Genomic DNA, 13634 nt, shown 5'->3' with positions numbered 1-13634 from the left:
ACCAGACCGCATGCTGCAAACCACATTTGGCAAGGACGCGATCAAGGTTGCCGGCTCGGATCACAACGATCCGGGCTCCAATCGACACAGGATCAGCGTTCCTCGTCCTGTGCCGGTTATCACCGAACGCGATACGCGCCTCGACGTCTTTCGCGCGCTCTGCCTGCTGACGATCTTCATCAACCACGTCCCGGGCCAATATCTCGAATATCTGACACACAAGAACATCGGCTTTTCCGATTCAGCCGAGGCCTTCGTGCTGATTTCCGGCTTGGCGGTCGGCGCGGCCTATGGCGGAAAATTCGTCACGGGCGCAAGGCTCGCTCTGACCTTGAAGATATGGCGGCGCGCGCTGACGCTCTATGTCGCGCATATCATGACGAGCGTCGTCACGCTGGCGATCTTCGCGGGCGGCGCACTCTATTTCGGCCGCCAGGACCTGATCGGCGAGATCAACATCCGGCCGATCGTCGAGCAGGCGGAGCAAGGCATCGTCGCGATGGTGCTGCTCGGCCATCAGCTCGGCTACAACAACATCCTGTCGCTCTATGCGGCGCTGTTCCTAATGCTGCCCGGTATCCTGTGGCTGAACGCGGTGGGGCGATGGCTCCTCCTTGCCCTGTCGGCCGTGCTGTGGCTCGCCGCCGGTTGGTTCAAGCTGGTGCCGTCCAACTTCCTGGACGAGGGCTACTGGTTCCTCAATCCCTGGTCCTGGCAGTTCCTTTTCGTCATCGGTGTTCTCTCCATGAGCCACGTGCGCGCCGGCGGACGCCTGCCGCGACACTGGTTGCTGATCGGGGTTTCCGCCGCCTACGTGCTCGTCTCCGGCTTCTGGGTCCTGTTTTCCTGGTGGAACATCGACCTCTCCTTCGGGCTGCCGGCGGTGCTCACTGGCTTCGACAAGACGTTCCTGTCGCTGACGCGGCTTCTGCACGTGCTGGCGCTCGCCTATCTTCTCGCCATCACCCCGCTCGTCAGCCGGTTGACCAGGCTTGAGCGCAATCATCCGCTGGTGATGATCGGGCGCCATTCGCTCGCGGTTTTCATCTTCGGGACCATCCTTGCGATGGCTGGCCAAGTGCTACTCTTCGTCACCGGTCGGAATCCGATCATCGGCTCGCTCTTCGTCATCGCCGGCATCGGGCTTCACTTCGTCTACGCCTACTACCTCGAGTGGCTGAAGGAAGTGGCGGTCGCGAAACCGCTCAGGGCCGCGTGAGAGAATTCTGGAATGCGTTGCCCCTGTTGAGCAGAGCCGAGCGGCTTGCAATGACGGAAATCGAGGGTACCCCCTCAGCCCTGCCGGGCAGAGGGGATATCAGCCTGGCGCTCGGAGATGCTACTGACGCGCGGCGCTGTAGGTGAAATAGCAAAACGCCCCGGAGCAGGCGCTCCGGGGCGTTTCTCGATTGCAGGACGCTGCGGCGAACTCACGCCGCCGTATGGCTCTTGCGAACATCCTCGTCGGTCAGGATACCGCTTGCCCGCAGCAGGGCGGCGAAGCGCCCGTTGCTGTGGCTGAGCTCGTTGAAGCCGCCCATCTCGACGACCCGGCCATGATCCATGAAGATCACCAGGTCGGCCTCGCGCACCGTCGAAAGGCGGTGGGCGATGATGAAGGTGGTGCGGTCCTTGCGCAGTGCATCGATCGCATCCTTGACGCGGGCTTCGGTCTCGACGTCGAGCGCGCTCGTCGCCTCGTCGAGCACCAGGATCGGCGAGTTCTTGAGGATGGCGCGGGCGATGGCGACACGCTGGCGCTCGCCACCCGACAGGCGGTTGCCACGTTCGCCGACGACGGTGTCGTAGCCGTTCATGCGGCTTTCGATGAAGTCGCTTGCGGCTGCGGCTTCCGCGGCGGCCATGATCTCTTCGAGCGAGGCGTCGTCGCGGCCGAGGCGGATGTTGTCGCCGATCGAGCGGTTCATGAGACCGGCATCCTGGAAGACGGTGGCGATCGACCGGCGCAGCGACTTGCGCGTGACGGTCGAGATATCGACGCCGTCGATCAGGATCTGGCCGTGCTTCGGATCGTGGACCCGCTGCAGGAGATTGACGAGCGTCGTCTTGCCGGCGCCGGTCGGGCCAACGATGGCGACCGTCTGGCCGGCCTTCGCCTTGAACGAGACGCTGCGCACGCCCTGGTTCGTGTTGGCGAAGTCGAAGGACACGTCGCGGAATTCCACCTCGCCGACGACGCCGGTCAGTTCCTGCGCCCCGGCCGGCTCTTCGCGTTCGCGGACCGAATCCTCGAGCTGGAAGAAGTCTTCAAGCTTGGCACGTGCCTCGAAGATCTGCGTCACGAAGGCTTTCATCTGGTCGAGGCGACCGATGAGCAGGTTGGCGAAGCCGATGAAGGCAACGACCTCGCCGACGCCGAGCTCGCCGCGCTGCACTAGCACCGTGCCGATGATGAGGATCGCCATCATCGAGATGGTCGAAGCGATGCGGTTCAGCGCGCTTGCCAGCGCCCACCAGTCGAGCACGGGAAACTGCGCCGAGATCAGCCGCTCGGTGAATTTCTTCAGCTCGCGCGTTTCCGCTTCGATGCGGTTGTAGCTATGAACGACCGAAACGTTGCTGATCGCGTCGGAGACATGGGAGAAAACCGTATGATAGTGGTTCTCGACCGAAGCCTGACCTTCCTTCGTACGGTTCATCACGGCCTTGCTGATCAATACATAGGCCGCGCCGAGGATGACGAGAACGATCGAAAGGCGCATATCCATTACGAAGGCGGTCGGCACGAGCAGGACGAGGGCCACGGCCGTCGCCAAGTGCTGCCGCATGAATTCGAGCCAAAGCCCGAAGAGAGTTTCGCAGGCGCGCAGCAGCGTGTGCAGCGCGTTGGATGTGCCGCGTTGGCTATGCCAGGATAGCGGCATGGAAACGATTCGCCCGAACGCTTCGGTCAGGAGCGTTGCGCGGCGTCCGTGTGCGAGGCGGTCGGCCTCACGGGCGACGAGGACAAAGGCCACCGTATTGAAGACACCGAGCCCCGCCCACATGAGCAGCATCGGCGTGACTTCCCCCTTGGAGGAAATTGCATCGATGATGCGGCCAAAGAGGATCGGTTCGGCAATCGTGATGATGGCGAGCACGACGTTGGCGATGACGATCGCCCCGACGCGGAATTTGTGAACGGCAAGATACTGAAGGGCTCTTGCATACACTTGGAACAAAGACACTGTCTCACCCCTTCTGGGCATCGGATGTTGCGCCGCAGCAACGTTTCGATGCGGCGAGTGCATTTGTGCCCCTTGCGGCCCGGGTGGCAGAACTTTCGCCACCGCCGGCACTCAAGGCCCCGCTGGGCGGCCTTGCGACATTCCTGCTGAAAAGGTGGAGGCTAAACCCTGCGGGCTCTGGGAGCATCCGGTGCCAAGGGAGGATTGGCGGGATAATCCATAGTCCGCTATCTTGTGCCTCCACTCCGATATTTTGCAGGTTTCGTGCAAGACCGGGCGTGATAAGAAGAATTATCGCGGTTGCAACATGAATGGCTTCTGAACGGCGCGTTCATGGAGGCTTCTCAAGCGCTGCGCCCGTGCATTCCCGATCTGAAGGTGTTCTATGAATATCACGTTGCTCGTACAGTTTCTGGCGCTCTTGGAAGAGATGAAGACGCGCGAGGAGATCCTGCCCGAGTTCGAACGGCTGCTCGATCGTTGCGGTTTCGACTTCTACGGTGTCGTGCGCCAACCAAAGCCCAACGAGAACCCGCTGAGGCTGCTGCTCGCCGGCCGCTGGCCGGACGGATGGCCGCAAATCTACATCCGCAAGAAGTATGTCGTCATAGATCCGACGATTCGCTATCTCGGCCATGCGCAACGCGGTTTCCGCTGGCGCGACACGCTCGCGGCCTTCCGCTCGGACCCCCACCGCAAGCGCATGGAAAGCATGATGGTCGAGGCGCGCAATCACGGCCTTTTCGACGGCTACATCTTCCCGGTGCACGGCCGGCGCGGGCTGATGGGCAATCTCACCGTCGGCGGGCGCGTGGTCGATCTCAGCCCCGTCGAACTCAGCCTCTTCGACGCGATCGCGAAGAGGCTCTTCTGGAAGCTGCTGGAGCTCACAGATCCGGAGATCATGGCCGAGCTCGTCTCGCGTGTCGAAGTGCAGATGACGCGGCGCGAAATGGAGGCGCTGAACTACCTCGCCGACGGCATGACGTCGAACGACATCGGCAAGGTCCTGGACATTTCGAGCCACACCGTCGACTGGTACATGAACGGCATCCAGGAGAAGCTGAAAGCGAAGAATCGCCATCACGTCGTCGCCATCGCCTTCCGCCTTGGCCTCATTTCCTGAGGTCAAATCCGTCCGTTCACACCCTTCCTCATTCCGCTCCACTGCATGTTCCCTTAAATAGCATGCAGCACTTCAGAAGTGCTGCAGCGTCCTCTGCGCGTCTGATTGGATGCGCGGCGCTGTGGTGTCGCATCTGAAATTGCACTTCATTCATTGACTCGCTAAAACTTCATTTCGCGGGTGCAGCATTCCCGCGTTTTCAAGTCTTGAGGAGTCCGACTTGCCTATCTCTAAGATCCTTGTTGCCAACCGTTCCGAAATTGCCATCCGCGTCTTCCGCGCGGCCAACGAACTGGGTTTGAAAACGGTCGCGATATGGGCTGAGGAGGACAAACTGGCACTGCACCGCTTCAAGGCGGACGAGAGCTATCAGGTCGGACGCGGACCGCATCTTGCTCGCGATCTCGGCCCGATCGAGAGCTATCTGTCGATCGACGAGGTGATCCGCGTCGCCAAGCTGTCGGGCGCCGACGCCATCCACCCGGGTTACGGCCTGCTTTCCGAAAGCCCGGAATTCGCCGAAGCCTGCGCGGCGAACGGCATCACCTTCATCGGCCCGAAGCCGGAGACGATGCGCCAGCTCGGAAACAAGGTGGCGGCGCGCAATCTGGCGATCTCGATCGGCGTGCCGGTCGTGCCGGCGACGGACCCGCTGCCGGATGACCCGACGGAGATCGCGAAACTCGCTGAGGAGATCGGCTATCCGGTGATGCTGAAAGCCTCCTGGGGCGGCGGCGGCCGCGGCATGCGGGCGATCCGCGACCCCAAGGACCTGATCCGCGAAGTGACCGAGGCGAAGCGCGAGGCGAAGGCCGCTTTCGGCAAGGACGAGGTCTATCTGGAAAAGCTGGTCGAGCGCGCCCGCCACGTCGAAAGCCAGATCCTTGGCGACACCCATGGCAATGTCGTGCACCTCTTCGAGCGCGATTGTTCGATCCAGCGGCGCAACCAGAAGGTCGTCGAGCGCGCACCCGCGCCTTACCTCAATGCCGCGCAGCGCGAGGAGCTTGCCGCCTACTCGAAGCGGATCGCCGAGGCGACAAACTATGTCGGCGCCGGCACCGTGGAGTACCTGATGGATGCCGATACCGGCAAGTTCTACTTCATCGAGGTCAATCCGCGCATCCAGGTCGAGCACACGGTGACCGAAGTCGTCACCGGCATCGACATCGTCAAGGCGCAGATCCACATCCTCGACGGCCATGCCATCGGCACGCCGGAATCAGGCGTGCCTTCGCAGGAAAATATCCGGCTGAACGGCCATGCGCTGCAGTGCCGCATCACAACCGAAGATCCCGAGCAGAACTTCATTCCCGACTACGGTCGCATCACCGCCTATCGCGGCGCCACGGGCTTCGGCATCCGTCTCGACGGCGGCACGGCCTATTCCGGCGCCGTGATCACCCGCTATTACGATCCGTTGCTGGAAAAGGTGACCGCCTGGGCGCCAAACCCGGACGAGGCGATCAAGCGGATGATCCGCGCGCTGAGAGAATTCCGCATCCGCGGTGTCGCGACCAACCTCACCTTCCTGGAAGCGATCATCAGCCATCCGAAATTCCAGGACAACAGCTACACGACACGCTTCATCGACACGACGCCGGAACTGTTCCAGCAGGTCAAGCGCCAGGACCGTGCCACCAAGCTCTTGACCTATCTTGCCGACGTCACCGTCAACGGCCATCCGGAAGCCAAGGGCCGGCCGCGGCCGTCCGACGATATCGCCGCGCCCGTGGTGCCGTTCATCGGCGGCAATGTGCAGCCCGGGACCAAACAGCGTCTCGACGCGCTTGGACCGAAGAAGTTCGCAGAATGGGTGAAGGCGCAGCCTCAGGCGCTGATCACCGACACGACGATGCGCGACGGCCACCAGTCGCTGCTTGCGACGCGCATGCGCACCTATGACATCGCCCGGATCGCCGGCACCTATGCCCGGGCACTGCCGAACCTCTTCTCGCTCGAATGCTGGGGTGGCGCGACCTTCGACGTGTCGATGCGTTTCCTGACCGAAGACCCGTGGGAGCGGCTGGCAATGGTGCGCGAGGGTGCGCCGAACCTGCTCCTGCAGATGCTTCTGCGCGGTGCAAATGGCGTCGGCTACAAGAACTATCCCGACAATGTCGTCAAATATTTTGTCCGCCAGGCGGCCAAGGGCGGCATCGACGTCTTCCGCGTCTTCGACTGCCTGAACTGGGTCGAGAACATGCGCGTATCGATGGACGCGGTGGCCGAGGAGAATAGGATCTGCGAGGCGGCGATCTGCTATACCGGCGATATTCTCAAGTCCGCCCGGCCGAAATACGATCTGAAATACTATACCGCCCTGGCAGCGGAACTTCAGAAGGCCGGCGCTCACATCATCGCCGTCAAGGACATGGCGGGCCTCCTGAAACCGGCGGCGGCGCGCGTGCTGTTCAAGGCGCTGAGCGAAGCAACCGACCTGCCGATCCATTTCCACACGCATGACACTTCCGGCATTGCCGCGGCGACCGTGCTTGCCGCAGTCGAATCTGGCGTCGATATCGTCGATGCGGCGATGGATGCGCTGTCCGGCAATACCTCGCAGCCCTGCCTCGGCTCGATCGTCGAGGCGCTTTCCGGCTCGGACCGCGATCCCGGCCTCGATCCGGAATGGATTCGCCGCATCTCCTTCTACTGGGAGGCGGTGCGCCATCAGTACGCGGCCTTCGAAAGCGACCTCAAGGGGCCGGCCTCGGAAGTCTATCTGCACGAAATGCCGGGCGGCCAGTTCACCAACCTCAAGGAGCAGGCCCGTTCGCTCGGGCTCGAAACCCGCTGGCACGAGGTCGCGCAGGCCTATGCCGACGCCAACCAGATGTTCGGCGACATCGTCAAGGTGACGCCGTCGTCCAAGGTGGTCGGCGACATGGCGCTGATGATGGTCTCCCAGGACCTGACGGTGGCCGACGTCGAAAACCCGGCAAAGGACATCGCCTTCCCTGAATCGGTCGTCTCGATGCTGAAGGGCGATCTCGGCCAGCCGCCGGGTGGCTGGCCGGAGGCGCTGCAGAAGAAGGCGCTGAAGGGCGAAGAGCCATACACGGCCGTGCCCGGCTCGCTGCTGCCGCCTGCCGATCTCGACGCGGAGCGCAAAAGCATCGAAGAGAAGCTCGGCCGCGAACTCACAGACTTCGAGTTCGCCTCCTATCTGATGTATCCGAAGGTCTTCACCGATTACGCGATGGCCGCCGAGACCTACGGCCCGGTCAGCGTTCTGCCGACGCCGGCCTATTTCTACGGCATGGCGCCGGGCGAGGAGCTCTTCGCCGACATCGAGAAGGGCAAGACGCTCGTCATCCTCAACCAGGCACAGGGCGAGATCGACGAGAAGGGCATGGTCAAGATGTTCTTCGAAATGAACGGCCAGCCGCGTTCGATCAAGGTGCCGGACCGCAACCGCGGCGCCTCGAGCGCCATCCGGCGCAAGGCCGAGGCCGGCAATGCCGCCCAGCTCGGCGCGCCGATGCCGGGCGTGATCTCCACCGTCGCGGTTCAAGCCGGCCAGCCGGTCAAGGCCGGCGACGTGCTGCTGTCGATCGAGGCGATGAAGATGGAGACGGCGCTGCATGCCGAGAAGGACGGTGTTATCGCCGAAGTCCTGGTCAGGGCCGGCGACCAGATCGACGCCAAGGATCTGTTGATCGTATTTGGTGGGTGAGGCTCGTCAGGCCGCCAAACGCAGATCGTTGGGAGCGACCTGGGCGTCTGGTTTGAGCGGGAGGGCGAAGGCAGGCCAAGCCTGCTGTAGCCCACTCTCCTCCCTCCTCTCCATGCTCGACGCCTCTCGCCACGGCATGGACTATCTCCTTGGAAGCCAAATCCATGCCAGTGTCGGCCATCTCCCCGAACACCCGTCAGTTATGTCCCCGGGCTAAACATCAAGCCCGAGAATGACAAGAAGAGAGGGAAATGGGCGGCTCATAGTGGATGCAGCAGTGCGATTGGGATCCAAACGCTGCTCAAATATCATAGCTCATCGGTGCACTCAGTGACGCAATGAACCTCTTCGTGCGTTCCCGTTCCGGCGTCGAGAAGATCTTCCGCGGCGGGCCGCTTTCGACGACGACACCGCCATCGAGGAAGATGACGTGGTCGGCGACGCGTGAGGCGAGGCGCAGGTCGTGGGTCGCCATGATCATCGTCGTGCCTTCGCGCGCTAAGCGGCTCAGGACTTCGACCACCTCCTCGGCGAGTTCCGGATCGAGCGCGGAGGTCGGCTCGTCGCAGAGGAGCACGCGTGGGGATGGTGCAAGTGCACGCGCGATCGCCACGCGCTGCTGCTGGCCGCCGGAAAGGGTCGACGGCCAGGCGTCGGCCTTGTGCGCCATGCCGACCTTCTCCAGAAGCTCGAGCGCGCGGGCACGGGCGCGGTCCGCCGGCCATTTGAGAACGGTCACAAGACCTTCCATCACGTTCCCGAGCGCGGTCTGATGGGGAAAGAGCTGGAAATTCTGAAACACCATGCCGGTTTGCCGGCGCAGTTTTTGGATCGCTCTCCACCCGACCGTGCGGTGAGGCACGAACTCCAGCCGCTCGTCGCCAAGCCGGATCGCGCCGTGTGTCGGGATCTCCAAGAGATTGACGCATCTGAGCAGCGTACTTTTGCCGCCGCCGGACGGGCCTACCAGCGCCGTTACCGTGCCTTCGGCCATCATCACACTGATTCCCTTGAGCACCAGGTTGGTGCCGAAGCGCTTTTCGATGTCGGTGAGTTCGATCATGCGCGTGCCTCCAGGAAACCGCCGTAGCGGGCGAAGCGGCGCTCCAGCCTCACCTGCAGGGCCGACAGTACGGAGCTCATGGCAAGATAGATCAGCGCCGCCTCGATATAAAGGATCAGCGGTTCATAGGTGGTCGCGACGATGCGCTGCGCCGTCTGGAAGAGTTCGGGTACCGTAATGGCTGCGGCGAGCGAAGTGTCCTTCACCAGCGAAATGAAAGTGTTCGAGAGAGGCGGGATTGCAACCCGGGTTGCCTGCGGCAGGATCGTCCGGCGCATGACCTGGCCCCAGCTCATGCCGATCGAATAGGCCGCTTCCCACTGGCCGCGCGGCACGGAGGAGATCGTGGCGCGGATGATTTCGGATGTATAGGCGCCGATGTTAAGCGTGAAACCGATCAACGCGGCGGGGAAGGCATCGAGCAATATGTTCATGCTCGGCAGGCCGTAGAAAATGACGAAGAGCTGGACGAGGAGCGGCGTTCCGCGGATCACCCAGACATAGAACCGCGCCACGGCGACGAAGGGAGCCGGTGCAAACAGACGGACGAGTGCGGTGACAAGACCCAGCAGAAGGCCAAGGGCGAAGGAGAGCAGGGTCAGCGGGATCGTGAAGATCAACCCGGCCCAAAGCAGGGTCGGCAACGATTCCGCCATCAGGGGAAGCCAATGAAGCCAGTCGGGCAAGGGGAAGCCTTTCAAAAAAGCGTGATCCGCTCCGGGGCCGGAACGGATCACGATTCATAAAGCAGGATGGGGAAGGGTGTGAAGCCCGCATTCCATGCAACTGTCCGGCGGAACCCCTCCCTGCCTTCAGGCCCTCGCCACAAGGGGAGGGGTGGGGCTCTGCATCAATTGGATCTCGCGCAGGAAGCTGATTCGCGGGCTGCAGCAAATATGAGTGCGCGCATTGCCCCTCACCCTAGCCCTCTCCCCGCAGGCGGGGAGAGGGGACTTGGGCGGGCGCCGCTGGTCCCTTTTCCCCGCGTGCGGGGAGAAGGTGCCGGCAGGCGAATGAGGGGCCATGCGGCGTTTCAGACGATCGCCGCCGAATTTCGCAAGCGTTACTTCGAGACGTCGGCGCCGAAATATTTCTGCGAGATCTTGTCGTAGGTGCCGTCGGTCTTGATTTCGGCAAGCGCCTTGTTGATCGCCGCAAGCAGATCCGGCTCGTTCTTGCGGATGATGATGCCGGAATAGTCGGCATCGGCCTGCTCCGCGGCGATCTTCACGTTCGCGTCCGGCTTCTGCTTCTTGAAGTCGAGGAAGGACAGACTGTCGTTGATTGTCGCATCGGCGCGGCCGGTCAGCACGAGCTGGATCGACTGGTCGAAACCGTCGGTGCCAACGAGCTCTGCGCCCGAGGCTTGGGCGAGCTTGCCGAAGTTGCTGGTCAGCGACTGGGCGGACTTCTTGCCCTTGAGATCGGCGAAGCCTTTGATCTCCTCGTTGTCGCCCTTGACGATCAGCACGGCCTTGGAAGCGATATAGGGTTCCGAGAAATCGTACTTCTTCTTGCGCTCTTCGGTGATGCCGACCTGGTTGATGACCGCATCGTAGCGGTTGGCGTCGAGGCCGGCGATCAGGCCATCCCACTTGCCTTCGAGGAATTCGGCCTTGACGCCAAGACGCTTGGCGATCTCCTGGCCGATCTCAACATCAAAGCCTACCAGCGCGCCGCTGGCATCGTGATAGGTGAAGGGGGCATAGGTGCCCTCGGTACCGATTTTCAGAACGCCGGCAGACTTGATCTGCTCGAGGTTCGATTGCGCATGGGCTGGCGCGAAGGCGGCGATTTGCAGAAGGGCGGCAGCGAAAAGCGTCGGGAGGAATTTCATTGTCTTGTTTTCCATCTTTCTTGTTCTCCGGCCCGTCGTCCGGATTGTGGCGAGATTCGCATAAAATCCGGCGCATCTGAGCGCATAAAACACCAATTCATCCGGCTTTCGATGAAGATTTTTCCTTGGACCGGCCGAAATCTCGCCGAAAACACTCCTTTCGGAAAATGTGCTCGGCCAACCGAAGTTCCGCCGGCGCAAGGCAATTGAATTTTCTGCGAAAGGCTGGTACTCACGTTTCAACCGATTCATGCACGTTTATGCACGATTTGAAATATGGCGACGGACCTGCTGCTGCGCGAAAGGAAATTCCTGATCCAGGAACGGCTGAAAGCCGACGGCCGTGTGCTGGCTGCCGATCTCGCGCGCGAATTCGGAGTCTCGGAAGACACGATCCGGCGCGACCTGCGCGAGATGGCTGCGGCAGGCCTTTGCGAGCGCGTCTATGGCGGAGCTTTGCCGCTCGCGCCGATGGCCGGCTCGCTCAACCAGCGCGCCTCACTCGCCCCGGAGCGCAAAGCGGCGCTTGCCCGCGCCGCAGTCGGCTTCATCCGGGCAGGCATGACGGTTTTCCTCGATGCCGGTTCGGCCAATCTCGCAATCGCTGAGGCGATCGAGCCGGACCTTCCGGTAACGATCGTCACCAACACTCCACTCATCGCAGCTACTCTGATGGACAGGGCGGGCGTGGAGCTTATCCTCGTCGGTGGCCCGCTCGATCGCGCGGTAGGGGCAGCGGTCGGCGCGCGGGCGCAACGCGATGCCGAGCTTCTGCGTCCCGATCTTTGCGTTCTCGGTGCTTGCGGCGCCGACGCGGAAGCGGGACTGACAGCCTTCCGTTTCGAGGACGCGGCATTCAAGCGTCTCATCGCGTCGAGGAGCCGATCGGTCCTCGCTGCCATAACAAGCGACAAGCTCGGAACGGCCGCTCCGCACGCCGTCATCGGCATCGAGGCTGTTACGACATTGGTTCTCGAGGCCGATGCGCCCGAGGCCGAGATCGCCGCCCTCCGCGCGCGCGGAGCCGACGTCGTCCTGGCGAAGAGGCCGGGCCGATGAATGTCGCGCATATCGCTCTCTGGACGACGGACATCGACCGGCTCGCCGCCTTTTGGGCCGAACTCTTCGGCGCCGAGGCTGGCGAAATCTATGAAAGCCGCCGCCGTCCCGGTTTCCGCTCTCGTTTCCTGACGCTTCGGAGCGGGCCTTCGATCGAGGTGATGGAGGGGCCATGGCTTGCTCCCCATGACGCGGCGACGGTAGAGCGTGCAGGCTATGCGCATGTCGCTCTTTCGCTCGGCAGCGGCGAGGCAGTGGACGACATGGCGGAACGGGCCGGCCGGGAGGGCATGCTCGTCTCGAAAGCCCGATGGACCGGTGACGGCTTCTACGAGGCCGTGATCCGCGATCCCGACGGCAATCTTATCGAAATCACCATTTGAGCCGGACGGATCCGGCTGCGGGAAGGTTACTCATGGATCAGCGCACACAAACCGCCTCTCAAGGCCTCGTCCGGCAAGGCTACATGTCGAAAAACCGGCTCGCCGTGTCGCTCCTGTTCCTGATGAACGGCTTCGTCACCGGCAGCTGGGCCCCCAAGATTCCGGAGTTCAAGGACCGGCTCGGGATAGGCGAGAGCGTGCTTGGCCTTCTGATCCTGGTGTTCGGCATCGGCTCGCTGGTGCTTATGCCGATTGCCGGCGGGTTCATCGCCCGCGTCGGTTCGCAGAAGGTGGTCAAGGTCACCGCAATCATTCTGTCGCCGTTGCTCTTGCTCTTGACGCTGGCGCCGAATGTCTGGACGGCGGCGATCGGCATGTTCCTGCTCGGAGGCTTCGTCGGCGCCATGGACGTGGCGATGAATGCTAATGCGGTCGAGGTCGAGAAGTCGATGCGCCGCGCGATCATGTCCTCCTGCCACGCCTATTGGAGCCTCGGCGGCTTGATCGGCGCCGGCATCGGCGGTTTCCTGATGGCGCGTTTCGGCGTGCTGCCGCACGTGCTTGTCGTCACGGTCCTTTGCCTCATGTTTCTTGCCGTCGCCTGGCCGATGGTCCTCGCCGACCAGCCTCATCCGGCCGCGGCCAAGGAGAAGCTGCGCCTGCCGCTGACGCCGCTGCCCTGGCTGATCGGCATCATGGCCCTTTTCTCTATGGTGCCGGAAGGCACGGTGCTCGACTGGGGCGCGCTCTATTTGCGCAACGAACTCGGCGCCTCCGTCGAACTCTCGGGCTTCGGCTTCGCCGCCTTCTCGGCAACGATGGCCGCGATGCGGTTTGCGGGGGACCATGTCCGCGATCTGCTTGGCGCGAAGCGGACCTTGCGTATCTGCACGGTCACGGCGCTTGTCGGAATTGTCCTCGCAGGTCTCGCGCCAAATGCGTTGGTCGCAATTCTCGGCTTCGCTGTCGCCGGCATCGGCATTTCCAACATGGTGCCGATTGCTTTTTCGGCCGCCGGCAACATGCCGGGGCTGCAGCCCGGCATCGGCCTCTCAGTCGCAACGTTCATGGGCTATTCCGGCATGCTCTTCGCCCCCTCGCTGATCGGCTTCGTGGCCGAGCATACCGGCTTCGCGATCATCTTCATGTCCGTTCCGGCTCTCTTCATCGTCGTGCTGCTTCTCTCGCACCACGCCGTCCATGCGGATCACGGAAAAGGACATTAGATCCACGCGGGATGCGCGGAAAGCCGAGTGCGCTTTCCGGATGCTGTTTGAGGTGGCGGCCGTGCCATCAATT

10 protein-coding genes are annotated in these 13634 nt (G+C 62.5%); 6 read left to right on the top strand and 4 right to left on the bottom strand.

Annotation, left to right across the window (positions count from 1 at the left end; all coding sequences use genetic code 11):
• The first annotated feature begins 118 nt into the window (after positions 1-118).
• Complete coding sequence (locus QN219_RS13225) at positions 119-1219, top strand: OpgC domain-containing protein (protein WP_284000300.1); 1101 nt, start codon at positions 119-121, stop codon at positions 1217-1219.
• A gap of 211 nt (positions 1220-1430) precedes the next feature.
• On the opposite strand, the gene QN219_RS13220 is transcribed toward QN219_RS13225, so the two are convergent.
• Positions 1431-3188: a glucan ABC transporter ATP-binding protein/ permease gene (locus QN219_RS13220; RefSeq protein ID WP_284000143.1), complete on the bottom strand. Its 1758-nt coding sequence runs from the start codon at positions 3186-3188 to the stop codon at positions 1431-1433.
• Between the two features lie 385 nt (positions 3189-3573).
• On the opposite strand from QN219_RS13220, the gene QN219_RS13215 reads away from it, so the two are divergent.
• Positions 3574-4314, top strand: coding sequence for an autoinducer binding domain-containing protein (locus QN219_RS13215; protein ID WP_136505318.1), 741 nt, complete (start codon positions 3574-3576; stop codon positions 4312-4314).
• Between the two features lie 220 nt (positions 4315-4534).
• On the top strand, positions 4535-7993 hold the full coding sequence (pyc, locus tag QN219_RS13210) for a pyruvate carboxylase (RefSeq protein ID WP_284000142.1): 3459 nt from the start codon (positions 4535-4537) through the stop codon (positions 7991-7993).
• Positions 7994-8294: 301 nt separating this feature from the next.
• On the opposite strand, the gene QN219_RS13205 is transcribed toward pyc, so the two are convergent.
• From QN219_RS13205 to QN219_RS13195, 3 genes are all read right to left on the bottom strand, one after another.
• Entirely contained in the window at positions 8295-9056 is a 762-nt protein-coding gene (locus QN219_RS13205; protein WP_284000141.1) for an amino acid ABC transporter ATP-binding protein, read from the bottom strand.
• Entirely contained in the window at positions 9053-9712 is a 660-nt protein-coding gene (locus tag QN219_RS13200) for an amino acid ABC transporter permease (RefSeq protein ID WP_284000140.1), read from the bottom strand. Before QN219_RS13200 ends, QN219_RS13205 begins: the two co-directional genes overlap by 4 nt.
• A 407-nt stretch (positions 9713-10119) precedes the next feature.
• Complete coding sequence (locus tag QN219_RS13195) at positions 10120-10893, bottom strand: amino acid ABC transporter substrate-binding protein (RefSeq protein WP_284000298.1); 774 nt, start codon at positions 10891-10893, stop codon at positions 10120-10122.
• A 276-nt stretch (positions 10894-11169) separates the two neighbouring features.
• On the opposite strand from QN219_RS13195, the gene QN219_RS13190 reads away from it, so the two are divergent.
• Genes QN219_RS13190 through QN219_RS13180 form a run of 3 tightly spaced genes read left to right on the top strand, consistent with a single transcriptional unit; the run spans position 11170 to position 13561 of the window.
• Positions 11170-11952, top strand: a complete 783-nt coding sequence (locus QN219_RS13190; RefSeq protein ID WP_284000139.1) for a DeoR/GlpR family DNA-binding transcription regulator — start codon at positions 11170-11172, stop codon at positions 11950-11952.
• Positions 11949-12335 (top strand): VOC family protein, encoded by a 387-nt coding sequence (locus tag QN219_RS13185; protein WP_284000137.1) that lies wholly within the window; start codon positions 11949-11951, stop codon positions 12333-12335. Before QN219_RS13190 ends, QN219_RS13185 begins: the two co-directional genes overlap by 4 nt.
• A gap of 32 nt (positions 12336-12367) precedes the next feature.
• Complete coding sequence (locus QN219_RS13180) at positions 12368-13561, top strand: MFS transporter (RefSeq protein WP_284000136.1); 1194 nt, start codon at positions 12368-12370, stop codon at positions 13559-13561.
• Positions 13562-13634: the final 73 nt, after the last annotated feature.

It is taken from the genome of Sinorhizobium sp. 8-89 (assembly GCF_030124325.1).
Lineage (GTDB): Bacteria > Pseudomonadota > Alphaproteobacteria > Rhizobiales > Rhizobiaceae > Sinorhizobium.
The sequence above is the reverse complement of the archived record's forward strand: the minus strand, read 5'-3'. Positions and strand labels throughout refer to the sequence as shown.

Excerpts from the sequence above, each read along its gene's own strand:
- QN219_RS13185 (WP_284000137.1), top strand. The coding sequence starts at position 11,949 with ATGAATGTCGCGCATATCGCTCTCTGGACGACGGACATCGACCGGCTC.
- QN219_RS13190 (WP_284000139.1), top strand. The coding sequence starts at position 11,170 with ATGGCGACGGACCTGCTGCTGCGCGAAAGGAAATTCCTGATCCAGGAA.
- QN219_RS13205 (WP_284000141.1), bottom strand. The coding sequence starts at position 9,056 with ATGATCGAACTCACCGACATCGAAAAGCGCTTCGGCACCAACCTGGTG.
- QN219_RS13200 (WP_284000140.1), bottom strand. The coding sequence starts at position 9,712 with ATGGCGGAATCGTTGCCGACCCTGCTTTGGGCCGGGTTGATCTTCACG.
- QN219_RS13195 (WP_284000298.1), bottom strand. The coding sequence starts at position 10,893 with ATGAAATTCCTCCCGACGCTTTTCGCTGCCGCCCTTCTGCAAATCGCC.
- QN219_RS13180 (WP_284000136.1), top strand. The coding sequence starts at position 12,368 with ATGGATCAGCGCACACAAACCGCCTCTCAAGGCCTCGTCCGGCAAGGC.
- QN219_RS13215 (WP_136505318.1), top strand. The coding sequence starts at position 3,574 with ATGAATATCACGTTGCTCGTACAGTTTCTGGCGCTCTTGGAAGAGATG.